Source organism: Acidobacteriota bacterium (genome assembly GCA_003225175.1).
Lineage (GTDB): Bacteria > Acidobacteriota > Terriglobia > Terriglobales > Acidobacteriaceae > Gp1-AA112.
This window is the reverse complement of record QIBA01000037.1, coordinates 160,528-184,350: the sequence shown is the minus strand read 5'-3', so window position 1 is coordinate 184,350 and position 23,823 is coordinate 160,528. Positions and strand designations below refer to the sequence as shown.

26 protein-coding genes are annotated in these 23,823 nt (G+C 55.2%); 16 read left to right on the top strand and 10 right to left on the bottom strand.

Translation table 11 applies throughout. The features are described 5' to 3' along the window. The first annotated feature begins 43 nt into the window (after window positions 1–43). Window positions 44–295: a hypothetical protein gene (locus DMG62_08075; protein PYY23611.1), complete on the top strand. Its 252-nt coding sequence runs from the start codon at window positions 44–46 to the stop codon at window positions 293–295. Here the strand turns inward: DMG62_08075 and DMG62_08070 are convergent, their stop codons facing one another. From DMG62_08070 to DMG62_08045, 6 genes are all read right to left on the bottom strand, one after another. Beyond that, complete coding sequence (locus DMG62_08070) at window positions 296–1,072, bottom strand: uracil-DNA glycosylase (GenBank protein ID PYY23610.1); 777 nt, start codon at window positions 1,070–1,072, stop codon at window positions 296–298. 4 nt (window positions 1,073–1,076) lie between these two features. Continuing rightward, window positions 1,077–2,297 (bottom strand): bifunctional phosphopantothenoylcysteine decarboxylase/phosphopantothenate--cysteine ligase CoaBC, encoded by a 1,221-nt coding sequence (gene coaBC, locus DMG62_08065; protein PYY23609.1) that lies wholly within the window; start codon window positions 2,295–2,297, stop codon window positions 1,077–1,079. Window positions 2,298–2,346: 49 nt separating this feature from the next. Then, entirely contained in the window at window positions 2,347–2,571 is a 225-nt protein-coding gene (gene rpoZ / locus DMG62_08060) for a DNA-directed RNA polymerase subunit omega (GenBank protein ID PYY23608.1), read from the bottom strand. Between the two features lie 12 nt (window positions 2,572–2,583). Further along, window positions 2,584–3,273 (bottom strand): guanylate kinase, encoded by a 690-nt coding sequence (locus DMG62_08055; GenBank protein PYY23607.1) that lies wholly within the window; start codon window positions 3,271–3,273, stop codon window positions 2,584–2,586. A 93-nt stretch (window positions 3,274–3,366) separates the two neighbouring features. Beyond that, on the bottom strand, window positions 3,367–4,254 hold the full coding sequence (locus DMG62_08050; protein ID PYY23606.1) for a YicC family protein: 888 nt from the start codon (window positions 4,252–4,254) through the stop codon (window positions 3,367–3,369). A 24-nt stretch (window positions 4,255–4,278) separates the two neighbouring features. After that, window positions 4,279–6,111 carry a multidrug ABC transporter ATP-binding protein gene (locus tag DMG62_08045; protein ID PYY23642.1) on the bottom strand — a complete coding sequence of 611 codons (1,833 nt, stop codon included), beginning with the start codon at window positions 6,109–6,111 and terminating at the stop codon, window positions 4,279–4,281. A gap of 394 nt (window positions 6,112–6,505) precedes the next feature. Between DMG62_08045 and DMG62_08040 the strand changes: the two genes are divergently transcribed. Further along, a complete protein-coding gene (locus DMG62_08040; GenBank protein PYY23641.1) occupies window positions 6,506–7,246 on the top strand; it encodes a ribonuclease HII in 741 nt (246 codons plus the stop codon). A gap of 56 nt (window positions 7,247–7,302) precedes the next feature. Here DMG62_08040 and DMG62_08035 read toward each other — a convergent pair whose 3' ends face one another. Further along, on the bottom strand, window positions 7,303–7,935 hold the full coding sequence (locus DMG62_08035) for a hypothetical protein (protein PYY23605.1): 633 nt from the start codon (window positions 7,933–7,935) through the stop codon (window positions 7,303–7,305). Between the two features lie 228 nt (window positions 7,936–8,163). On the opposite strand from DMG62_08035, the gene DMG62_08030 reads away from it, so the two are divergent. Further along, entirely contained in the window at window positions 8,164–8,562 is a 399-nt protein-coding gene (locus tag DMG62_08030) for a hypothetical protein (GenBank protein ID PYY23604.1), read from the top strand. Between the two features lie 67 nt (window positions 8,563–8,629). On the opposite strand, the gene DMG62_08025 is transcribed toward DMG62_08030, so the two are convergent. Continuing rightward, complete coding sequence (locus tag DMG62_08025) at window positions 8,630–9,316, bottom strand: hypothetical protein (GenBank protein PYY23603.1); 687 nt, start codon at window positions 9,314–9,316, stop codon at window positions 8,630–8,632. A 122-nt stretch (window positions 9,317–9,438) separates the two neighbouring features. On the opposite strand from DMG62_08025, the gene DMG62_08020 reads away from it, so the two are divergent. The 9 genes from DMG62_08020 to aroF all read left to right on the top strand — a co-directional run bounded on the left by DMG62_08020 (window position 9,439) and on the right by aroF (window position 17,008). Next, window positions 9,439–10,227: a carboxymethylenebutenolidase gene (locus DMG62_08020; protein ID PYY23602.1), complete on the top strand. Its 789-nt coding sequence runs from the start codon at window positions 9,439–9,441 to the stop codon at window positions 10,225–10,227. Window positions 10,228–10,547: 320 nt separating this feature from the next. Next, a complete protein-coding gene (locus DMG62_08015; protein PYY23601.1) occupies window positions 10,548–11,468 on the top strand; it encodes a hypothetical protein in 921 nt (306 codons plus the stop codon). Window positions 11,469–11,552: 84 nt separating this feature from the next. Continuing rightward, window positions 11,553–11,918 carry a hypothetical protein gene (locus DMG62_08010; GenBank protein PYY23600.1) on the top strand — a complete coding sequence of 122 codons (366 nt, stop codon included), beginning with the start codon at window positions 11,553–11,555 and terminating at the stop codon, window positions 11,916–11,918. Between the two features lie 215 nt (window positions 11,919–12,133). Continuing rightward, a complete protein-coding gene (locus tag DMG62_08005) occupies window positions 12,134–12,958 on the top strand; it encodes an indole-3-glycerol phosphate synthase TrpC (GenBank protein ID PYY23599.1) in 825 nt (274 codons plus the stop codon). Then, window positions 12,895–13,617 (top strand): N-(5'-phosphoribosyl)anthranilate isomerase, encoded by a 723-nt coding sequence (locus DMG62_08000; protein ID PYY23598.1) that lies wholly within the window; start codon window positions 12,895–12,897, stop codon window positions 13,615–13,617. The genes DMG62_08005 and DMG62_08000 overlap by 64 nt, the downstream gene beginning before the upstream one ends. After that, window positions 13,614–14,822 carry a tryptophan synthase subunit beta gene (trpB, locus tag DMG62_07995; GenBank protein ID PYY23597.1) on the top strand — a complete coding sequence of 403 codons (1,209 nt, stop codon included), beginning with the start codon at window positions 13,614–13,616 and terminating at the stop codon, window positions 14,820–14,822. Before DMG62_08000 ends, trpB begins: the two co-directional genes overlap by 4 nt. A 4-nt stretch (window positions 14,823–14,826) precedes the next feature. Further along, a complete protein-coding gene (locus DMG62_07990; GenBank protein ID PYY23596.1) occupies window positions 14,827–15,618 on the top strand; it encodes a tryptophan synthase subunit alpha in 792 nt (263 codons plus the stop codon). After that, the gene (locus DMG62_07985) at window positions 15,615–15,935 is read left to right on the top strand and encodes a chorismate mutase (protein ID PYY23595.1); all 321 of its coding nucleotides are present in this window, start codon (window positions 15,615–15,617) and stop codon (window positions 15,933–15,935) included. The genes DMG62_07990 and DMG62_07985 overlap by 4 nt, the downstream gene beginning before the upstream one ends. Before the next feature lie 56 nt (window positions 15,936–15,991). After that, complete coding sequence (gene aroF, locus DMG62_07980) at window positions 15,992–17,008, top strand: 3-deoxy-7-phosphoheptulonate synthase (protein PYY23594.1); 1,017 nt, start codon at window positions 15,992–15,994, stop codon at window positions 17,006–17,008. Between the two features lie 74 nt (window positions 17,009–17,082). Here the strand turns inward: aroF and DMG62_07975 are convergent, their stop codons facing one another. Continuing rightward, the gene (locus DMG62_07975) at window positions 17,083–18,780 is read right to left on the bottom strand and encodes a peptidase S10 (GenBank protein PYY23593.1); all 1,698 of its coding nucleotides are present in this window, start codon (window positions 18,778–18,780) and stop codon (window positions 17,083–17,085) included. Between the two features lie 155 nt (window positions 18,781–18,935). Between DMG62_07975 and DMG62_07970 the strand changes: the two genes are divergently transcribed. Further along, window positions 18,936–19,328: a RidA family protein gene (locus DMG62_07970; GenBank protein PYY23592.1), complete on the top strand. Its 393-nt coding sequence runs from the start codon at window positions 18,936–18,938 to the stop codon at window positions 19,326–19,328. Window positions 19,329–19,381: 53 nt separating this feature from the next. On the opposite strand, the gene DMG62_07965 is transcribed toward DMG62_07970, so the two are convergent. Continuing rightward, window positions 19,382–20,176 (bottom strand): DUF72 domain-containing protein, encoded by a 795-nt coding sequence (locus DMG62_07965; GenBank protein PYY23591.1) that lies wholly within the window; start codon window positions 20,174–20,176, stop codon window positions 19,382–19,384. 126 nt (window positions 20,177–20,302) lie between these two features. Here DMG62_07965 and DMG62_07960 point away from each other — a divergent pair, with 126 nt between their 5' ends. The 3 genes from DMG62_07960 to DMG62_07950 all read left to right on the top strand — a co-directional run bounded on the left by DMG62_07960 (window position 20,303) and on the right by DMG62_07950 (window position 23,799). Further along, window positions 20,303–22,078, top strand: coding sequence for a hypothetical protein (locus tag DMG62_07960; protein PYY23590.1), 1,776 nt, complete (start codon window positions 20,303–20,305; stop codon window positions 22,076–22,078). Window positions 22,079–22,092: 14 nt separating this feature from the next. Next, a complete protein-coding gene (locus tag DMG62_07955; GenBank protein ID PYY23589.1) occupies window positions 22,093–22,953 on the top strand; it encodes a prephenate dehydrogenase/arogenate dehydrogenase family protein in 861 nt (286 codons plus the stop codon). 150 nt (window positions 22,954–23,103) lie between these two features. Then, window positions 23,104–23,799: a succinyl-CoA--3-ketoacid-CoA transferase gene (locus DMG62_07950; GenBank protein PYY23640.1), complete on the top strand. Its 696-nt coding sequence runs from the start codon at window positions 23,104–23,106 to the stop codon at window positions 23,797–23,799. Window positions 23,800–23,823 lie beyond the last annotated feature (24 nt).

The following is a 23,823-nucleotide window of genomic DNA, read 5'->3' as shown; positions in this document are numbered from 1 at the left end:
CGTGCTAGTATTCGCGCGATCAATCTTGGCCGGGAGGTTGCATATGCCAAGGCTCGGCGATGATATCGACGATTATTGCTCGCGTTGCCAGCGAACCACGGATCATTCCGTGGTCGTGATGGCCGGAGACGAAGTTCAAAAAGTGCGCTGCCGTACCTGCGGCTTCGAGCACAAATACCGCAAAAACAAGGGCGGCCGCAAAGAGATGAGCGCGCAGGAAGCATTCCAGAAAGTTCTGGCAAGCGTGAGCGGACAAGTAGGCGGAAGCGCCTCGCCAAAGAAAAAATCCAAATAGTTAGCTTGGGGCGCTCTGGCGCATTGGCATGCCCAAGTACTTCATCACCATCTGCAAATCCTTCCAGGCTTCTTTCTTCTGGCGCGGATCGCGCAGCAGGTACGCCGGATGGTAGGTCACAGCCAGCCTAGTATTTTTGAAATCATAGAGGCGCCCGCGCAGATTCACCATTGCGTCGTTCACACCGAGAAGCGTCTTAGCGGCAACCGCTCCCAAAGCAACGATGATCTTCGGCTTCACAACGGCGATCTGCCGTAGCAGAAATGGCGAGCAGGTGTCGCACTCCTCGCGTTCTGGAGTGCGATTCGCGGGCGGGCGGCATTTCACGACGTTCGCGATGTAAACATCTTCGCGACGAATTCCCATGGCGGAGATCATGTTGTTGAGAAGCTGACCGGCGCGACCAACGAATGGCTCGCCCTGTTGATCTTCGTCGGCTCCCGGCCCTTCACCAATGAACATGATGTCGGCGCGTGGATTGCCAACGCCGAAGACAATCTGCTTGCGTCCTTGCTTGTGCAGTGGGCACCGAGTGCAATCGCCGAGATCTTCGCGGATTACACGCAGAGCCTGTTCTGGAGTCATTTGTTCGTCCGAAGTCATCGGGAGCACGGGCAACTGCGGCTCCTCTGCGCTGCGTGTTGATGATGCCGCAAGCTGCTCTAAGGCTGACGTACTCTCTGCATCTTCGCGCCGGTAGAAATCATAAATGCCCAGCTCGCGATAGAAGCGCACACGTTCAGTCAACTGCTTCTGAAGCTCTGAACCATTTGTCATCAGATTAATGAGCAGGCACAGCCTTGCCCGATCGGACCTTCAGTTTTAACACGGCATCGAGGATGCGATGAGCTATTTTTGATTTCTCTGCTTTTGGGATTGCGATTTCGTCGTTAGCAGTGAGAATTGTGACCTCATTGAGCTCAGAATCGAATCCGATCTCAGGATTCGAGACGTCGTTCACGACCATTGCATCAATGCCTTTCTTACGCAGCTTCGCGCGTCCATTCTCAATGGCGTTCTGCGTCTCAGCTGCGAATCCAATGAGCAGTTGATCTGGACGACGATGCGCGGCAACTTCAGCAAGTATGTCTGGAGTTGGTTCCAGATCCAGCGACATTGGACCATTACGTTTGATCTTTTGTGTGGAGGCTTTGCGAAGCCGAAAATCAGCTACCGCCGCTGCCGCAATGATGACGCTCGCTTCGGAAGCTCGAGAAAGCATAGCGTTGCGCATTTGTTCGGCGGTTTCCACATTTGTGAGATTGACGCCAGGGGGAGCTTCCAGCGCAACTGGCCCGGAGACAAGAATCACTTTGGCCCCGCGTCGGATCGCAGCCTCGGCCATGGCGTACCCCATCTTCCCACTAGAGCGATTGCCGAGAAAGCGTACTGGATCGACCGGCTCGCGCGTCGCGCCCGCGGTGATGAGAACCGTCTCTCCCGCGAGATCGCGCACTACGCCGAGCCTCGCCAGTACGGCTGCTACGATCTCTTCGGGTCCGGCTAAGCGTCCTGCGCCAACCATGCCGCATGCTAGATATCCGCTGCCGGGCTCAACGATATGCACGCCGCGCTGTCGCAGCGTTTCCAAGTTCGCCTGTGTCGCGGAATGGTTCAGCATCTCGACGTTCATCGTCGGCGCGATGATTACTGGAGCTGGTGTGGCGAGATAGAGTGTCGAAAGAAAATCATCGGCCTGTCCGTGCGCAAATTTAGCGGCTGTATCTGCGGTGCAGGGCGCTACAATAAGCGCGTCAATGGATTGGGCGACGCTGATGTGGTCGATGGCGGAGTCGAAGTTCGGCTGCTCGCCCCCCGACTGCCACAAGCCAGTAATGACCTTCTCACCAGAGAGCGCCGCAAACGTAAGAGGACGCACAAACTCCTGGGCAGCAGCGGTCATGACGACTTGTATGCGGATGCCGGCGTCCTGCAGCAAGCGAACGACTTCGCACGCTTTGTACGCGGCGATGCCGCCACACACTCCGAGAGCGACCTTCATACCATTATTGTAGTCGGATAGCGAAATTCTTCAGATGGCAGATGAGGAACTACTCTTCCGTCGGTTCGGGTGGGGCTGCTTCGACAACTGGCGCTACAGGATCGGGCACGACATAACGGACCTTGCCAGCCTGGATCTCGTCCTGAGCAATCCGACACGCCTTGCGGGAGTCCGTTTCCACCAGCGCATTCGCACCTCCCTGGAGCTGGCGCGCACGGCGGGCCGCGACGAGGATGTAACGATATTTGCTATCGAAGTCTTTCGTCGGTTCCATTCCTGATGTACCTCAGAGGTTGGTCCTGAATGATTGTAGAACGGGTTGAACTTTTTCGTGGCTCCGTGAGAGCAGAGATCCTTCAGCGATGCGCTCCAGTTCCTGATCTTCCGCGGTGGGCGCCTTTCCTGAGCGACGCGTTCGCTCAGAGAGGACAATGGCTTTCAACTCGTCCACTGCCTTTTCCAGGATCTTGTTGACGAGAATATAGCCGTATTTGTTGTAATTCACAATCTCCTTCTCGGCGTTCTCAAGTCTTCGCTCTATTACTTCAGGCTCCATCTTTTCGGTCTGGCTGCGGCGGCGCAATCGGCGCTCGAGAATCTCGCGGTTCGGAGGCATTACGAAAATGCTGACTGCATCCGGGACCTTCCTTCGCACCTGCTCCGCGCCCTGAACATCGATGTCGAGCAGCAAATCCCTGCCGTTTGCCTTCGCCTCCTCAAGAAACCGGCAGGCCGTCCCATAGTAGTGGCCGAATACTTCGGCGTACTCCAGAAACTTATCTTCCACGATCATGCGTTCGAACTCAGGCCGTGTGACGAAGTAGTACTCGCGCCCATTCTGTTCGCTGCCCCGCGGCGGTCGAGTAGTGTAAGAGATTGAAAAGTCCAAATTAGGGACGATTGAACGAAGCTCGTTTACGAGCGTAGATTTACCCGACCCAGAAGGCGCGGAAATGATGTAGAGGATGCCCGACATTAGGAATTGTGACTATTGTTGCTGTATTAAGAATCGGGTGATCGGGCAATCGCGTCATCGGGTTTGCATTTCACCCGATCACCCGATTCCTCCTCACTCCACGTTTTGTACTTGTTCCCTCGCTTTTTCAATTTCTGACTTCATCAAAAGTCCCAATTCCGTAATGCGCAAGCCCTCACCTGCAACTCCTGCCGTTTTTGAAAGAAGAGTGTTGGCTTCGCGATTCAGCTCTTGCAGGAGAAAGTCTAGTTTCTTGCCGGCTTCGCCGCCGCAATCGAGTAGCGAATAAAAGTGCTTGATGTGGTTCTCGAGCCGGACAACCTCCTCCTGGATGTCGCTCCGCTCAGCCAGCATCGCCGCTTCCTGCAGTACACGATCCGGATCGACATGGCCCGCAATCAGCTCGTCCATTCGTGATTGAACCTTTTCCAGATAAGCGCGGGAAACGAGTGCCCGCAATTTTCCAATTTCGCTGACCGCGTGGGATAAGCCTTCCATGCGTTCCCGTAATTCACGATCCACTCCGCGGCCCTCCTCTTCGCGCATGTGATTCAAGCGTTCGATCAGCTGTTCCAGTTGCTCCAGAATGACTTGCTCCGTTGTTTCATCCAGCGTGGTTGAATCTCCAGAAAGTGCACCGGGGGTGCGCAGAATGACGTTGAGATCAGGTTGTGCCACGATGCCCAATCGTTCTGCCGCTTCCTGAAATGCGCGCACATAGCCTTCTACCAGAGCGTGGTTTAACTGAAATCCGCCTGCATCACCCTGTTGCAGCGACAGCGCTACTTCGATGTGTCCACGCGCTATTTTCTCCTTCAGGATCCGGCGCATCTTCAGCTCGAGGGGGTTAGCTTCCAATGGTATGCGGAAGTGGAGATCGAGGAAGCGGTGGTTCACCGACTTCAAACTCAATGAAAATGAGGTCCGATCACTCACCTGATGTGTGAGCTGAGCATATCCAGTCATCGATCGGACAGGCATTTAGGCAGGATCCTCGGGCACGAACTACTTGACGACTGCGACGTTATCGATTTCAACGAATTGAAGATTGTACAAGCGTTGATAAGTTCCGAAGCGTTGCAGCAGCTCATGATGCGATCCGATGTCTGTAATGGCGCCCGCCTCCATAACGATGATGCGATCAGCCCTGCGCACTGTCGAGAGACGATGAGCGATCACGAACGCCGTTCGATTCTGCATCAGGTTATGGAGTGCCGACTGGACCAGAACCTCCGACTCAGCATCGAGCGCAGAAGTTGCTTCGTCAAGAATCAGGATCGGAGAGTTCTTAAGAATTGCCCGGGCAATCGAGATTCGCTGCTGCTCGCCGCCGGAGAGCCGCATACCGCGCTCGCCGATCACTGTCTCGTAGCCGCCGGGCATGCGCATGATGAAATCGTGAGCTAATGCAGCTCTCGCCGCGGCTTCGACTTGCTCCTGAGGAACATTCGGACGCCCGTAGGCGATATTGTTGCGCACTGTGTCATTGAAGAGAACGGTCTCCTGAGTGACCATGCCGATCTGGCTGCGCAAGGAACGCACGGTCAGGTCCCGCACGTCATGGCCATCGACGAGAATTGCTCCCGCATTGACATCGAAGAATCTCGGCAACAGGCGCACAATCGTCGACTTCCCTGCTCCGCTGGGTCCAACAAGCGCGACAATCTCTCCCGCTTTGACCTCCAGATTAATATTGCGGAGAACCCGGTGCGACCCTTCCTCGTCGTCGTAGGAGAAGTCCACGTTCTGAAAACGAATGCTCTCCCTGAATGCGGGCAGACTGACAGCGTTCGGCTTGTCTTTGACGTCATCTTCCACTTCCATGAAATCGAAGATCGCCGACGAGGCTCCCAGCGCCTGCTGGAAGTTGTTGTAGAACTGCGCAAACTTGCGTACCGGATCGTACAGCTTGAATACCGCGACAATAAATGTAAGGAATGTGCTTTCAGTGAATGCCTGATGCTTAATTTGATCGCGACCGAGCAGTAGCAGCAGCGAAATGGCGACTGCGCCAATCACATCCATGAGTGGCGAGCTGATCGCTTGCGCGCTCACCGAGCGCAGACTAGCGCGGAAGAGCCGGCGCGAAGCTCCCCGAAATCGCATCGTCTCCCAAAGCTCCATGTTGAATGCTTTTACGATCCGATTTCCCGCAATGGTCTCGTGCAGCAAATGCTGAATCTCAGCCAGCTTGTCCTGGCCTCTTCGTGTGGTGTGCCGAACGTTCCGGCCGATTCGACGCGCCGAGGTAATCACTATCGGCACAAACAACAACAGTACCCATGCAAGCTTGCCGCCAAACACAATGACAACACCGACGGTAAAGATAAGCGTGAACAGTTGCTGGAGAAACTCAGCCAGCACCGAGGACATCGCGTATTGCACGCGCTCGACATCATTAATGATCGTCGAAAGCAGCGCGCCCGTTGAATGCTTGGAAAAAAACCCTACCGAACGCCGCAGAATCGAATCGTAGAGCTCGTTGCGCAGGTCGGTAATCATCCCGAACCCGCCGTAGCTCACCAGATAAGTGCCTGCATAGTCGCAAACAGCCTTGATGATCGTTGCGCCGACGAGCGCGACGGCCACCATGGTCCAGGCGTTGTGAAATTGGGTAGGCAGGAACTGATGCAGATAGACTGGGCCATGTCCCGGCAGATGGAATAAGAGAACATCACGGCCCACGGAATCGGGATTCAACACGCGATCAAAAATGGGTCGAATCAAGATGATTCGAAAGGCATCTAACAAACCAACCGTCGCGAGCAGAACAAGGGACGCAAGAATCGACCACCAATACGGGCGCACGTAATGAACGAGTCGCAAAAGGCGACGCACATGCATGCCGGGTTTCGAGGGCTCGGAAGTCAAATGGCCAAATGGTTGCGAATCCCTATTGTAATTGCGCTTGGATCGCCATGGGATGAGGCTTTCCCATGAGAATCGCCCAAGGATGTGGCTTTCCGTAATGCCGATGATATTCCGGGAGGCGGGACGAGGGATCGATCCCCCTTCAATTCCGGAAGTCTCAATCTGTACTTTACGCGCACTGCAATCAGTGCTGGGCTAAGCATGGATTCGTCACTTCGTTCAGGATGACGAAAAAACCCATCTTTTCCACTGCCCCCTCCACACAAACGCTGCTACTATCGCGGCAATGGCGGTTAGGAAACCATCCAAGCGGGCCAAGAAGTACTTGAAGCTGCTCAAGCCGGGAGAAGAGCAGCGGTCGATGTCTACCCTGAAACTGCGGCTGCTTAAAAAACTGAAATGCACTTTGAGGTATGAGAAGCTCGCCTGGGCGGATGGCGCCCAACTTGTAGCTGGCGTCGATGAAGTCGGTCGCGGGGCACTCTTTGGTCCTGTTGTTGCGGCTGCAGTGATTCTCAAACCGGACTATCGAATTCGCGGTCTGCGCGATTCCAAGCTGCTGCTCCCGGAAGTGCGAGAGGTGCTTGCCGAACGCATTCGCGAGCATTGCATCGGCTATTCCATTGCTTCGATAAATGCCGCTCGCATCGACGAGATCAACATTTACTGGGCATCGCTCGAGGCGCTCGCGTTGGCGGTGAAAAACCTTCAGCCAGTTCCTGACCATGTGCTTGTGGACGCTCTAAAAATCGACGTCCAATGCAAACAGACAAAGATTATTCATGGCGACGCGCTAAGCTGCTCGATAGCGGCAGCATCGATCATTGCCAAAGTGGAACGTGATCGCTGGATGCGCGACTTCGACGCGCAGTATCCTCTCTACGGCCTCGCGTCCAATAAGGGCTACAGCACTCTCAGACACAAAGCCATATTGCGCGAGCATGGACCTTCTCCGCTCCACCGCCAATCGTTCGCACCGGTGTGGATGGCGCAGGCTGAACAGACTCCCGATTTATTCGCCGAGATTCAGCAGGAAGTGGAAGAGCCCGTGTTGGAGGAACTGGTATCGGAAGAGGCTATTCTGCTGGAGTCACATCAATAGGCTTGTCTCTCAGAATTCCCGCCACAAAGTACAAGTTTTGAACAACGAAGCCCTGCTTACAAAAACTCCAGATGGAACTTAGTTAAGCGCGCTCCATTCCCATCAGTCACCAGCAACACGATGCGATCCTCCGGGCGAACGTCTTCAAGTGCGAATGTAGAACGGTAGACTCGCTCATCGGAGGCCTCGCTCTCGGGGACGCCAATTATCCACGTCTTCACCGGCTCCAATTGCCTCATTTCCATTCCCCGGAAGATCTGCAAATGGAAATGCAGATCGAGCAGGAAGTCGTTCAGGCTCTTCGTGCAATCGAGTGGCATTGAGTTGGATTCAGTAAGTTTGTCACGCGTTCCCGCCGTGACACGAAATGTGATTGACTTCGGAAGTTTTCGTACGGTTTGATCGGATGCATCAAGGAGTACGACTTTGCTTTCTCGTTCCTTCAACGTCCATCCTTCAAACTCGGGAACTTCAGCCGAAGCCAATATTTGAACGGCGAGCCGCGAAGGGTACAGCAACAGCGAATCAAAACCGAGCGGCACACGAGCGTGTAAATGCCAGATTCCTCCGTCAAGCACAGCCCTGGCGTGATTCGACTGCGCGAGTAGTGGATAAACCAGTGTCGTTGAGAGAAGCAAAATAGCTCTGAGTTTCAGTTGAGAGCTCGGTTTGAACCTGGAGTATTGCATTGCATGGGTCGGCGGCAACACCGCTTCTGGTTAGACTTGGATGTCATTCACTGCATAGAGAGATGCTGACTGTAATTACGTTGTTTCGGCCGCCCTCGGGCGGCTTGCTGTTGAAATCCCTCTGCCGCTAGCTGCTGACCATCACGTGCTCGAAGATTTCAGGTTGGTGCACGCCTCACTTCAGTTGCATGCTGCAAATCCGGCGAAGGGCGGCCGGAACCACGAAGCATGTTTCATTGCAATAAGAGCAGCAGCTCCGAGCAGGAGTTTCCAATTCCAGTCGCTATCCATCTAAGCAATCAGAGGCCGCTAATGGCACGCAAAGTCAAACCCGAGGAGCCACTCCCGCCCTTTGAGCCTGAGGAACCAGTTCCGCTCGATCTCTATACGCCCACTCATGGGAATTTGCTGGCAATGATGGCAGAAAGTGCTACAGTTCCTGAGGAGAGTGAGTCCGTTATGCATGGCCAAGCCATACAGGACGATCACGCAGTAGCAGCCAGCCTCCCGGTCGAATACTCAGCGATTGAGGCAGACGGGCACATGGACCATCATCGGAAGCCAATCATCTCTGTTCACGGGAAGGACATCGATGAACACGAGCTTGACCGTCAGAATGCTGCCTGAGCACGTAGTTCTCGATAAGTTGCCGCGCTAGAGCTGAGGATTTCCCCTGCAGGGCGAGTAGAAGTTCTTAGACATCCTTGGGAATCGAGACCAGAAGGTCCGGCAGGCGAGATTCCGTAGCTCGTGACTCGGTCGGACTCCGTTCTTTTCCTTCGCGAGTGATTCCGCTCAACCACAATTCGGCCATCGTCTGAGCTACTTCTTCGATGTCATAGCTGTGATACTTTCCGCCGCCGAATAGCTCCTGGACTAGGTAGTGATGGAACACCATTCCCACAAAGCCGCGTGCTGCGAGTACGGGATCTACCCTGCGGAAATTTCCGTCTTCCATCTGCCTGCGAATGTAGCCAGCCAACAACTCGTACCACTCGCTCATGTACGTCTTGAAAAAACGCTGAGAGAGGCGATGATTCTCGAGCGCGCTGAAGAGAAGCAACCGGCTCTTAGCCGGGTCTTGCATGTTGCGATTCAAGACATATCGGGCAATAGCCGTAAAAATCTCTTGCGGCTCAACATCCGTCTGGAGTCTTTCCTCCAGCCGCTTTTTGACTTCGTCTGGAGCGCTCTTGGCGCTGAGTACTTCCCAATACAGATCGTCTTTAGTCGCGAAATGGCGAAAGACCATCGCCTCCGTAATTCCCGCTCCGTCGGCGATCTGGCGAGTGGTCACGCCGTCGAAGCCATGGCGGCCGAACAGTTCGGTAGCCACCTCGAGAATCTGCTTTCTTCGGTCTGAGGACGTCAACCGGGGCATGGGGATAGACGCTCCATTGTATGCCAGTTCGAAGCACCCCGATGCGCGATCAACATGTGGGCGCGTATAGTTTTCGATTGCTGTCAGAACTAACTTCAGAACTATTCAGGGATGAGAACAAAATGAAACGAGTCCTGCTGTTTACTCTCCTACTTGCAGTCCAAAGTCTCACGGCACAGGATTGGGCGCGAGCAAAGCTTGAGAAGTCGCCGCGCCATCGTGAGTGGGTCAGGATAAAGCACGACAACCGCTCAGTTGAGACATTCGTCGCTTATCCGGAGTCGAAGGATAAAAGTCCCGTGGTTCTCGTGATTCACGAGATCTTCGGCATGTCGGATTGGGTGCAGAACCTTGCCGACGAACTTGCCGAGGCTGGATATATAGCCGTGGCTCCCGATCTGCTCTCTGGCATAGGACCCAATGGAGGCCGTACGAGTTCCTTTTCGGATCAGAGCAAAATCACCGAAGCGGTGAGTCACCTGAATCCCGATCAGGTCACGGCGGATTTAAACGCTGCTGCCGATTATGCAAAGAAGCTGCCGGCATCGAATGGCACGCTGTTCGTTACCGGATATTGCTGGGGCGGCGGGCAAAGCTTTCGTTTTGCCACCAATCGCAACGATCTAAAGGCGGCGTTCGTTTTCTATGGACCGCCTCCTGACAAAGATGCGATGAAGCGCATCAATGCGCCGGTCTATGGCTTTTATGGCGGCAACGATTCCCGTATTGATGCCACTATCCCGCAAGCGAAAGAGAATATGGCTGCCGCGGGCAAAACCTACGTTCCCGTTACTTACGACGGAGCAGGTCACGGCTTCATGCGTGCCGGCGAGGCTCCGGACGCGAGTGAAGGCAACAAAAAGGCGCATGACGACGCCTGGGCTCGATGGAAGACTCTACTCGCGAAGTAGAAAATGATTCTCCATTTAGAGCTGAATCCCAAAAGTTTTATCTCTTGAGCAAATGAAGCCGGCGAAGGTCGCATCGACTTTCGCCGGCCAGCTCTGAGGAGGGAGAATCTAAGCTCAGTCCATATACGTCGATCTCGCCTCGTGGGTTGGCGGAGGAGACTGTGTCATGAGCGGCGCCTACGAAGACAGCGCGTCCGAGCTCAAACAAGTAGGCGTGCTCCACGTTTCGATGCCTGCGCGAACAGACACGTGCACGGGAACAAGATCAGCGATCCTAATGCGCACGTTTTTGTTAGATACCGGGCCAGCTAACATGGTGTATGTCTTCAACTCCGGCGGTGGCCACTGCTCCCTCCAACGTCATTCGGGTTCTGGCTTACTGCGCTATTTATTTCTTGTGGGGAGCGTCCTTCTTAGCCATTCGCGTCATCGTTGCTGCAGCCCCGCCGCTCCTCGCAGCCGGAGTACGCTTTCTGAGTGCGGGTCTGATTCTATTCCTGTGGGCAGTACTGCGCGGCACCCAGCTTCCGAATGCTCGTGAATGGCGCAGCGCCCTTTTCTTAGGAGTGGGGATGTTCGCTTGCAACTACGGGCCACTCTTTTGGGCGGAGCAACGTGTCGATTCGGGCATCGCGGCCATCGTGTCGGCGTTGATTCCAGTTTGGATCGCTGTATTCGAGTCAATGCGTTCTCGCTCGCGCATATCCGCGTCACTGATCATCGGCACCGCCTGCGGAGTCGCTGGTGTCGTTGCACTGAGCCTGACACCTGGAGATGTATCAGGTCCAATTGAATTGCTGCCTCTAGCCGCGCTGCTTTTTGGAACACTCGCGTGGGCGGTGGGCACAATCTGGTCGCAACGGCTGCCCCTCCCCTCATCCAAGCCCATGGCCGCGAGCATTCAGATGATCCTGGGGGGAGTAACGCTCAGTTTGGTCTCTGCTGCGGTCGGCGATCTGAACCGCTTTTCCTTACGCAGAGTCGATGGACATGTGATCTTTTCGATGCTGTACCTGGTGCTCGGCGCGTCAATCGTTGCCTTTACCGCCTACGTCTGGCTGCTAGGACACGATCAGCCGACGCGGGTGGCGAGCTATGCCTATGTAAATCCTGTAATCGCGGTGCTCCTTGGATGGTCACTTGGCGGGGAAAGGCTCCCGATTCAAGTAATTCTCGGCATGGCGCTCGTGCTCACAGGCGTGGTTGCGGTGCTGAGACAACGCCCTCTTCGTGAGACTTAATAAGCTACTGTTATCTCCAATTTGGGAAATGACTGGTTACGAAAGTGCATTGATTCCACAAATGTTGTACTTCATACTCATGGCATGAGGGCAGACCTCGCCAGCATACAGACGCGATTTGGCAAGTCAGCCGAACGGCAGGCGCCTCGATTCAAGGTTGATTTCAGCGTGCGTGTGACCACCGGATCCGCCAGCGGCTCGATTTTTCAGGGCAGGGCTCACGATCTCAGCGAACGAGGTCTCTCGATGTATGCTCCCGCTGAGTTTGAGGAAGGGCAGCAATTGCAGCTGGAATTCACACTGCCATTTTCCCGCAAAGCTCTAAAGTTGATTGGCATGGTGCGCAGCCGTTCTGGAAATCGGTATGGGATGGAACTTCGCAGCGTGCACCATGATGCCGCACAGGAGCTTTCGCGAACCTGCCGCGCCCTTTCACTCACCGCGCAATAAGTCCCAGAAAACCGTGTTCGCTGGTTGCTCGCAGAGGCTCCATTGCCTCATAATGACGTGCAATGCTTCCCCTCGACCTGAGACTCGCGCCTTCCTGCTGCTGGCGTTCCTGCGTCTCGTATTATCGATATTGGCGATTTTGATCCTGCCACAATCGTGATTTACCGAGCATAAGCTCAACAACCTGCCGTACAAACTAGTTCAATTAATCCAGCATGGCCTCCATTCTTCAGCAAATCCTTTCTCAAACGCGGGCGAGATTATCTGCGGGCGTGAGTCCCTCTCGTCTTCGCGAGCTGGAGAAAATGGCTGCCAATCATAAGCCGCGAGGCTTCCGACAGGCATTGCTGCGAGCCGACGCGAATGGCCCAGGCGTAATTGCCGAGTTAAAGAAGGCCTCGCCCTCACGTGGCTTGATTCGCGACGACTTTTCGGTGGCCGAGCTGGCTCCAGAAATGGCCGACGCAGGCGCGGCAGCGCTCTCGGTTCTGACGGAAGAGAAGCACTTTCAAGGCGCACTCCAAAACTTGCGTATCGCTTCAGAGCGCGTGAAGATTCCATGTCTGCGAAAGGATTTCATCGTCGATGAAATCCAATTACTCGAGGCGCGAGCCTACGGCGGCGACGCCGCCTTGTTGATCGTGGCGGCGCTCTCAGATTCCGAACTGCGCACGTTGTCAGCTTCGGCACTCAATTTGGAGCTGGACATTCTTTGCGAGGTGCACGATGAGCAGGAGCTACAGCGGGCGCTAGCTGCAGGCTTCGGAATAATCGGCGTCAACAATCGTGACCTTCGTACATTTCAGGTTTCGCTGGAGACCAGCGCCCGGCTCAACGCAAAAATTCCCCTCAACGCTGTGCGCGTAGCGGAAAGCGGGATTCACACTGGTGCGGAAGTTGCACGCCTGCGCGGGATGGGATATCACGCATTTCTCATCGGCGAATCTCTCATGCGCCAGCCAAGTCCGGGTGACGCATTGCGCAAGTTGCGCGCCGAGGCGGCGCAATTCGCCGGGAAGCACGAGGTCGCAAAGCAGTGACCTGGATCAAGATCTGCGGAACGACCAATGGGCGAGACGCCGATATCGCAATTCGCGCCGGCGCGAACGCGTTGGGCTTTGTAATGGCCCAAAGCCCGCGTCAGGTGACCGATACCGACGCGTATTCAATCGGAACGATTGTTCCGAAGGGCATAGAAACCGTTGGAGTGTTCGTGAATGAGCACATCGAGACCGTTGTGAAGACCGCACGTTTCTGCAAATTTTCAGCCGTGCAACTCCATGGAGAGGAAGACGCTGGTTACGTTGCTGAAATCAGAAAGGATTTACCGGGCATAAAGATCGTGAAGGTAATCCACGCAGATGGATTCACTAAGCTACGCAACCATAAGCCTGACTTCTGGCTAATTGACAGCGCGCGCGGCTCACAGCGCGGAGGTACCGGGAAGACGTTCGCGTGGCGCGAAGCCCAGCCTATGATCAAGCAATTGCGCGAGCCAGTCATCGTCGCTGGCGGTCTTAATGCCGAAAACGTCCGAGCCGCGCTAGACATTCTTCAGCCATGGGGAGTTGATGTTCTAACAGGAGTCGAGTCTTATCCAGGCCGCAAGCACCCGGGACTGGTTACACAGTTTATCGATGCCGTGCGCCAGTTCGACGCTGCTACAGCAAAAGTCCTGCAGAAGGAACGAAGGCGATGAGAGAAGTGCAAATAGAACCTTTCGGCACACTCGCGCGAGCCGGTCGATTTGGTCCTTACGGCGGACGCTATGTTCCAGAAACGCTGATGGCCGCGCTCGAAGAACTCGAAGCTGCGTATGAGAACGCCAAGCAGGACCAGGAATTTCAAAATGAGTTCGAACAGCTGCTCCACCAATACGCCGGGCGTCCCACTCCTCTCTTCTATGCCGCCAGGCTAACTAAGAAGCTAGGCGGCGCGCGCATTTACCTCAAACGCGAAGATCTCCTTCACACCGGCGCGCACAAGATCAACAACTGCATCGGACAGGCTCTGCTGGCGCGCCGCATGGGCAAGCGCCGCATCATCGCCGAAACCGGAGCAGGGCAGCACGGAGTTGCGAGCGCCACCGTGTGCGCACTGTTTGCATTCGATTGCGTGGTCTACATGGGCAGCGAGGATATGCGACGCCAGGAGCTGAACGTCTTTCGCATGCGCCTGCTGGGAGCCGAGGTGCGCGCCGTGAACTCAGGTTCCTGCACACTTAAGGATGCCATCAACGAAGCGATGCGCGATTGGGTCACAAATGTGCGAACCACGCACTACCTGCTCGGATCGGTGCTGGGCGCTCATCCATACCCCGTAATGGTCCGAGATTTTCATCGTTGCATTGGGCGCGAAGCGCGCGAGCAGATTCTTGCCCAGGTCGGCCGACTTCCGAGCGCGGTGATTGCCTGCGTCGGCGGTGGCTCGAATGCAATGGGCGCGTTCTACGAATTCCTTCCCGATCAACAGGTGAGGCTGATTGGGGTTGAAGCTGGCGGACGTGGTTCTGATCTGGGCGAACATGCAGCGCGTTTTCGCGGAGGATCGCCCGGAGTCCTGCAGGGAACTTATTCCTACGTTCTCCAGGATGATGCGGGACAGATCGCGACCACGCATTCGGTTTCCGCTGGACTTGACTATCCATCCATCGGTCCCGAGCACGCGGCGTTGCACGATTCCGGTCGCGCCGAGTACGTGGCCGCGTCCGATGCTGAAGCTCTTGAAGCTTGTGTAACGCTAGCCCGCACCGAAGGAATTGTGCCCGCGCTCGAGTCGGCGCACGCTGTGGCCGAATGCATTCGTCGCGCGCCCGCCATGAACCAAGATGAAATCGTCATTGTGAACGTCTCCGGCCGTGGCGACAAGGACATGGGGATTCTCACAAAAGAGTTGAAACTCTGAATCCATGATTGCCTTCGAGAACCAACCGGGACTGGTGGCCTATCTCACTTGCGGAGATCCTGACCTCGCGACCTCGCGCGCCGTGGCGCTGGCAGCCATCGACGCCGGTGCAGACGTGCTCGAGTTAGGAATCCCATTCAGTGATCCTGTCGCCGATGGTCCCGTGATTCAAAGAGCAAGCGAGCGCGCGTTGCGCTGTGGAACCTCTCTCACGCAGTGTATTGCTCTTGGAGCGGAACTCCGCAAGGCCCGGCCCAAGGCGGGACTGATCATCTTCTCCTACCTAAATCCGGTTCTGCGCGTAGGGATTAGTTCGTTTACGCAACAACTGACCTCTGCCGGAATCGACGGAGCGCTCATCACCGATCTCACGATCGAAGAGGCGACCGAGTACATAGAGACGATGCATGCTCACAACCTGGCGACGGTATTTCTGGTGGCTCCCACAAGCACAGATGCTCGCCTTAAGACAATCGCAGAGCAGTCGCGCGGCTTTGTTTACGCGTTGTCGCGAACCGGCATTACTGGCGAGCAACAGCAGATCGCAGCCGACGCCGCCCAGCTCGTCGCACGCGTTCGGCGCTTCAGTTCGATGCCAATCGCAGTCGGATTTGGAATCTCTAACGCACAACAATTTCAGGCGGTCGGTGAGTTTGCTGATGCAGCCGTAATCGGCAGTGCAATTGTAAACATCGTGGAGAAACACGGGCGCAATTCCGCGGAGCCCGTGGCAAACTTTATCCGCGGACTGCGCACAGAGAAGTCGGTCGCGCAAAGCGGGGCGTTAACGAAATGACTATAGAAGACTGGCGTACGAAAATCGATGAAATGGACCTCAAACTCGTTGAGCTGATCAACCAGCGCGCCGCGGCCGCGCGAGAGATCGGCAAGCTTAAGAACAATACGAATCTTCCCATTTACGAACCGGAGCGCGAAAAGAAGATTCTGGAGGCGGTGAAGAAGGCAAATAGGGGTCCATTACCCGATAGCGAGGTTCAGCATGTATTCGAGCGAATCATCGATGTTATGCGCAAGCTGCAGCAGCAGGAGATCCATCGGCAGAAGGCGCCATCTTCGGGAGAAACCGAGTTCGATTTAGAAGTGAACGAGTAGTAACACAAGTCACAGGCGAAATCGCCGGCACAAAATTTCGTAAAGGCTTTCTAACAATGATTATTGCCATGCAACCGGGTGCGACGGAGCAGCAGATCGATAAAGTAATCGAGCGCCTCGTCACTCGTGGATTTGAAGTGCATCGTTCCACCGGCGAGCAGCAGACAGTATTAGGCGCAGTGGGCGCGAAGGTCGATTTCGATATCCGCGAGATTGAACTGCTCGAAGCTGTCCAGCAGGTTCACCGCATCAGTGCCCCATACAAGCTTGTCGGACGAACTTTTCGTCCGGATGGCACAATCGTCAAGTTCGCAAACGGAGTAAGCATCGGCGGGAGCGAAGTTGTAGTGATGGCTGGCCCCTGTTCCGTGGAGTCACGCGAGCAACTGCTGTCAGCGGCGGAGCAAGTCGCAAAGGCAGGCGCAAAGTTTCTCCGAGGAGGCGCCTTTAAACCTCGAAGCTCGCCTTATTCCTTCCAGGGCATGGGAGTCGAAGGACTAAAGCTGCTGCGCGAAGCCGGCGACCGGTTCAAACTTCTCGTCGTCACCGAAGTCATGGAGATCGGCCAAATTGAGCTCATGTTGCCTTATGTGGATCTCTTTCAACTCGGAGCGCGGAACATGCAAAACTTCAATCTGCTGCGCGAACTCGGAAAAATTCGAAAGCCGGTCCTGTTGAAGCGGGGAATCGCAGCGACTATAGAGGAGATGCTGCTTTCGGCGGAGTACATTTTAGCCGGCGGAAACTACGACGTGATTCTATGCGAACGCGGCATTCGCACCTTCGAAACTTATACCCGTAACACGATGGACATCTCTGCCATTCCCATTGTGAAGAAACTATCACACCTGCCCATGACTGCCGATCCATCGCATGGCACCGGCCGCCGGGATAAAGTTGCACCGATGGCGCGCGCCGCGCTCGCGGCTGGCTGCGATGCGCTCCTGATCGAAGTCCACCCTGATCCTGACAAGGCTTTGTCGGATGGTCCGCAGTCGTTATATCCCACGCAGTTCTCACAGTTAATGGACGAGTTGCGCATGATTGCGCCCGCTGTAGGAAGAAGTATCTAAGTCAGTACCGCCTGCGGTAGCGGGTCCGTGCGCGGTGACCGTCTGCTGCAGACCGTACCGACACAAAATCCTGGTCACCGACTCTTCTGCATAGTCGCATCAATGAAATTCACAAAGTCCTGCTTCATCTTCGCGTGCGACTGCGAGTCCAGGTACACCATATGTCCCGACTCGTATTGCGTGTACGAGATATTCTTGTGGTACTGCGGCGTAAGGTCAAGGTGATCCATCGTGTATTCCGCCGCGGCGTAAGGAGTCGCCAAGTCATAATGGCCCTCCATCACCAGCACGCGAAGATATGGATTCTTCACAATCGCCTGACGGAGAGCAGAAGCTGTGTCGGGATACCCCCCGCCAAAGCCTTCCACTCCACTCCAACTCCAGCGAAAGTTTCCTGATTGCTGCGCCGATGTCCAATAAGGCATGTCGGTTTTGTAATTCAACTCGCGGCGTACATAGTCGTTGAAGACCGAGGTGAAAGGAGGACCAGTTTGGGAACTCGTCGGATCATAGAAGGGCGTATCCATGAATCCGTCGGGATCCGGACCGGTGTAGCGCCCATCGAGACGTCCAACGTGCAATTTCTGATCTGACAGTAAGTAGTGCGTAAAGGTGCGCACGTCGATTCGGAGATTCGCCCACTCAATGATTTGCTTGCTCAGACCGGTGTAGCGCGCAAGTTTGTCCACGATGTTGGCATGCTCCTGCGGAGTGAGCGCGTCGCCTTTGTTCAGAGCGGCCCAATATTCGCCGAGCGCCCAGTCGCGCGCCTCCTGCGCTGCTTTGGCAACGTCGCCCTGCAAATCAGACGGCAGCTTCTTGTGATACCCGGCGATCCAAGTGAAGCTGGGAAGAATGAGCGGAAACGGAACGTCATTGGTCTTCGCGAATTCCAGTGTCTCGAAACTCAACACTGTGGAGAGCAGGACGATTCCGTTGAAGGAGATGCCGCGATTCGCCAGATAGCCTGCAATTCCGGCAGAACGCGTTGTGCCGTAGCTTTCACCGAATAAGTAAAGCGGGGACGACCAGCGCTCGTTGCGACTCAGATAGAGACGAATAAACTCGCCAAAGGCTTCGATATCGCCGCGCATGTTCCAGAACTTGCGCGCTGCCGCGGTATCCGCCGGACGACTCCAACCGGTGCCAATGGCGTCGACCATCACGATATCGGTCCTGTCGAGTGGAGTGTTCGGATTGTCTTCGAGGCGGTAGGGCGCTGGCGGCATCCATCCTTGCGGTTGTAGGACCACTTTGCGCGGTCCCATCGCTCCCATATGCAGCCATATCGAAGCGGAGCCGGGTCCGCCATTGAATGAGAACGTCAATGACCGCGTGCTTGGGTCGCTTCCATCAAGCGTGTACGCCACGAAAAACATTTCCGCCTCAACCTTGCCCTCGGCATCTTTGATCGGCAGTCTGCCCGCGGTTGCTGTGTATCGGAGTTCACGTCCGCCGACGCGAATGCTGTGATGAGTCTGCACCGGCGGAACTTCGGTCATGTCGAAGTGCATGGGACGAATCTGCGGTCCTTCGCCCTCTGAGGGTTCGGTACGCGCGGGGGCTGAGGGCGTAGTCGCCGGAGCCTGCTCAGCTTGCGGAGTGCGCGCCGTGCGTGGCTCCTGCGTTTGTGGAGGCTGCTCAGTAGGTGTTTGCGTTGTGGGCGTGTTCGGTGGCGGCGTTCGCTCCACGCGTTGGCGTGGCGGATTTGATTGTTGTCCAAAGGCGAGAAGGGAAATCAAGACTGCTGGGACCAGAACCAGCTTTCGCATCTATTGCACCTCGCATTTTTTTGCGTCAGTTTCAAAAGACTGGGCATTTTAACAGCTGTCGAAATGATCAAGTACGCCGTGGCCCGTTGTTCGCAATTGGATCGGCCAAAGGGCGACGCTGGAAGACAGTTTTTCAATCTCACGGAGGAAGCTTGATGACCAAGAACGAGAGACACTACATCAATCTGCTGAACCGGCGAGGGAACTTGCCCTTCAGCGACGCTGTAATTAGCGGCGACACTATCTACCTCGCAGGACGCATCGGATTTAAGCCGGGGACGACGCAAGTTCCGGATGATCCCGCCGAAGAGGCGCGGCTCATGCTCGATGGCGTGCGTTCCGTGCTTACGGAATCGGGTGCTGGAATGAATGACCTGGTTTACGTCCAGATCTTTTGCTCAGACGTTTCTCTCTTCGACACCTTCAACCTGGTTTATCGGCAATACTTTTCCGGAGATCTGCCGGCACGCGCCTTCCTCGGTTCAGGGCAGCTGTTGTTCGGTGCGAGGTTCGAAATCATAGGCATCGCAGTGAGACGATCGAACTAACGGCCGCCCGGACACTCCGTTAGCAATCTTGAATTCAGGAATTGCGAGTTGGATTAAGCCGCGTTGCGTTTCACGAGGTTTTCTGCAATAAACTTTTTCAACGTTAGCCCATTGGACGCCGCGTAGCCTGCCTGATCGTTGTCGAAATAAACGTAGACACTCTTGAGCTCTTTGCTCCAATCGACGATGCGGTCGGCCCAGGCGCGCAGGACCTTGTCGCTGTAGCTTCCCTGATACTTGCCTCCTGGGCCATGAAGGCGGACGTAACTCCAGTCAGCAGTGATCTCGATGGGAGAGTGAAAGCCGGCCAGTTCGTAGATGCAGAATGCAGCGTTGTGCCTGCGCAGCAGCTCGTAAACCTGAGGCACAAGCCAACTCGGCTCACGAAACTCGAATGTGTACCGGTGATATTTCGGCAGCGCATCAAGGAACTCCGCCAATCGTTCCAAATTGATTCTCCATCTGGGAGGTAACTGGAAGAGAATCGGCCCGAGTTTTTCGCCGAGTGCCTCAGCACGCGGAAGAAAATTATTCAAAGCGTTCTCCGGCTCCTTGAGCTTTTTGTTGTGCGTAAGAAACCGGCTGGCTTTAATAGCAAATTCAAAGCTCTTCGGCGTAGCCACACGCCACCCAGCGAGCGTTTCGATCTTGGGCAGCATATAGAAGCTGTTGTTGATCTCGACGGTGTCGAAATGCTCGTAGTAGTAGGCCAGCATCTTCGACGCTGGAAACTTCGAGGGATAGAATTTTCCTACCCAGTGCTTGTAATGCCATCCGGAGGTCCCAATGCGGATGTTGGCCATATCTTGTGATAAGAGGCGCGAATGCTGCTGGAGCGATGCCAGCATCGAGGGAGTGTGCCTCAATATAGGAGCGCCGAACCTCGAAATTCGAACCTGAAACCCCGTTTCGAGCGCGAAGACGCTTTCGTACAAAACTGCAATAATAGTCGGTTTCTTCTGGAGCTTTCGAGAATGCCGAGAATCCTTTCTATCGTTTGCGCGATCATGTTGGGGGTCACGATGCAGGCACAGCAGAAAGAGTCCGCGAGCGCAGCCAAAGCGCGCAGCACGAATGACAGTGCGGCCAAGCTTCCGGATGCGGAGCAGCTCAAGAAGATGGCCGCGCGCTTTGCGCCGACTCCGCTGGAAGTGGATACCAGCGGATTGAGCGACGGCGACCGGAAAGCACTAGTACAGCTCACACAAGCGAGCCGCCTGATCAACGACATCTTTCTTACGCAGCTCTGGTCCGGTAATCACGCTGAACTCGCTAAGCTCGAAAAGGACACATCCCAGTTAGGACGCGAGCGCCTCCACTACTTCTGGATCAACAAAGGCCCGTGGTCAGAAATTGATGGGCACATCGCCTTCGTTCCTGGCGTACCGCCAAAGAAATTGCCCGGCGCAAACTTCTATCCCGAACAGATGACGAAATCGGAGTTCGAGTCGTGGGTGAAGGGTCTTCCGGCAGATCAACGCGAGCAAGCGGAGGGGTTCTTCACGGTGATTCGCCGTGACCCGTCGCGCAAGCTCAAGATTGTTCCGTACAGCCAGGAATATCGAGCCGATCTGGAGAGCGCCTCTCGGCTGCTAAAGGAAGCCGCCTCACTCACTGACAACGCAACACTCAAGAAGTTTCTTGAGATACGAGCCACAGCCTTTCTCTCCAACGACTACTACGAAAGCGACCTGGCGTGGATGGACCTCGACGCGCCGCTCGACATTACCATCGCTCCTTATGAGACCTACAACGACGAAATCTTCGGCTACAAGGCAGCTTACGAGGCATACGTAAACATCCGGGACGAGCAGGAGTCGGCGAAGCTGGCTTCGTTCTCCGAACATTTGCAGGAGATCGAGAACAATCTTCCGGAAGATCCGCAATACCGAAATCCCAAATTGGGAGCTTCATCCCCGATCCGCGTTGTGAACCAGGTCTTCTCAGCCGGCGATGGAAATCATGGCGTGCAGACCGCAGCCTACAACCTCCCGAACGACGACCGTGTGATTCAGCAGAAGGGAAGCAAGCGCGTGATGCTGAAGAACGTGCAGGAGGCGAAGTTCCGAAGCGTGCTGCAGCCGATTGCCGCAGAGGTTCTGCCTGCGGCGGACCGGCAATATCTCGATTTTGAATCATTTTTCACGCACATCCTCGCTCACGAGCTCACCCACGGAATTGGACCCCATCAGATCACCATTAACGGACGCAGCACGAATCCGCGGCTCGAGTTGAAGGAACTCTACAGCGCGATCGAGGAGGCCAAAGCCGATATCACCGGATTGTTTGCCTTACAGTTCTTAATGGACCACAGCAGTCCCACTGTTCCCCATGGAGAGCAAGCTGAGCGCAACCTCTACACCACGTTTCTTGCTTCGTCGTTTCGCACTTTGCGATTTGGGCTGAAGGAGGCTCACGCGCGCGGGATGGCGATCCAGGTGAACTATCTCCTGGATAAAGGTGGCTTCAAAGCCAATCCCGACGGAACGTTCGCAGTGGATTTCAGCAAGATCAAACAGGCTGTGCGCGATCTTGATCATGAGTTCCTTACCCTCGAGGCGACGGGAGATTATGCAGGCGCGAAGAAGATGCTGGACACGTTTGCCGTGATTCGTCCCGAAGTACAGCGCGGGCTTGATCGACTCACGCACATTCCCACGGATATTGAACCCATCTTTGTGACTGCGAATCGCATCGCTCCACCACACCCGAACGAGCGCGGCGCAGAGCCAGCGGCATTGCGGCACTGAACCGATTCACACGGATGATTAAGCAAGTCACAATCGTCGGCACTGGACTTATCGGCGGCTCGTTGGGTCTGTGTCTGCGCCACAAGGGCATTCGCGTGATCGGTTCCGACAAGCAGCGAGTGCTCGCCAGGGCGGAGCAGATGGGTGCCATTGATGCCGGCATTGAAAATCCCGCGCGTGCATGCGTGGGCAGCGATGTTGTCATTCTCTCGGCGAACGTAGGCGGTATCATCGATTCGATTGAGAACCTCGGGCCAATGTTGCCACGCAGCGTTCTGCTTACAGATGTCGGCAGCACGAAGGTCGAAATTGTCAAGCGCGCGAGATCTGTATTCGGAGCCAGCGTGAACTCGCGTTTTCTCGGTGGACATCCCATGTCGGGCAAGGAGCATTCCGGAATCGAGAACGCCGATCGCGCCCTGTTTTCCGGTTCCACATGGATATTTACTGTTGATGGGGAAAACCTCAACGATTTAGCTCACGAGTACATCACTCTGATCGCCTCGCTGAACACGCAGACCATTTATCTCTCTCCGGAACAGCACGATCGTCTGGTCGCATGGACCAGTCATCTGCCGCAAATGCTCTCAACAGCATTCGCTGCCACACTTCATGATGAAGCAGAACTAGAAGAAAAAGCCCACGTGACACGAACCCAAATGCAGGAGGTCGGGGGAAGAGCACTGCGCGAGATGACTCGCATCGCCGCGAGTCCCTATTCCATGTGGCGTGATATCGCGCTGACCAATGCGGGAAACATCGAAGATGCAATCTTCAAGCTGGAGCAGCGATTAACCCATATCCGTGAGAATCTACGCACGCCCGAGCTGCGTGCTGAGTTCGAGCGTGCTGCGCGATTTAAAAAGACGGATTAACGACGCAGACACAGAGAAGCACAGGAGTTGCTTTTCGGCGCCAATGTAGATCGTTCACCTTTTTCAGTTTTTTTGTCCTCTCTGATTCTTGTTTTCTCCGTGCCTCCGTGTCTCCGCGGTGAAAAAGAGTCTGATATTCTGCCGAGTTCCATGAACAAAGTTTTCGCTAATGCCGACGAGGCGGTCTTCGACATTCAAGACGGAGCCACCGTGATGTTTGGGGGCTTCGGGCTCTGTGGTATTCCGGAAAACCTCATTGCTGCCATGGTTCGCCGAGGAGTGAAGAACCTCATCACCATCAGCAACAACGTCGGGATTGATCATTGGGGACTGGGACTGCTGCTCGAGGCTGGGCAGATCAAGCGGCATATCGGTACATACGTCGGGGAAAATAAATTTCTTGAGGATCTGGTTCTGACCAGGAAGCTCGATCTGGAACTAGTGCCGCAGGGAACATTCGCCGAGCGGATTCGCGCCGGTGGCGCCGGCATTCCGGCTTTTTTTACTCCAACTGGAGTAGGTACGGTCGTCGCAGAAGGGAAGGAAACCCGCGATTTCGATAGTCGCACCTATGTGATGGAGCGCGGACTCACCGCCGACTTCGCACTGATCAAGGCTTGGAAGGGAGATAAATGGGGGAATCTCGTGTTCCGTAAAACGGCGCGAAACTTTTCTCCCATGATGGCCACCGCGGCCAAGGTCACCATTGTGGAAGTGGAGCACCTGGTCGAGGTAGGCGAAATCGATTCCGACCAAGTGATGACGCCAAGCATTTACGTGAAGCGAATCTTCCAGGGACAGAAATACGAAAAGCGGATTGAGCGCAGAACGGTGCGAAAACGTTAGAGACGCAGCATACTACGTCACACG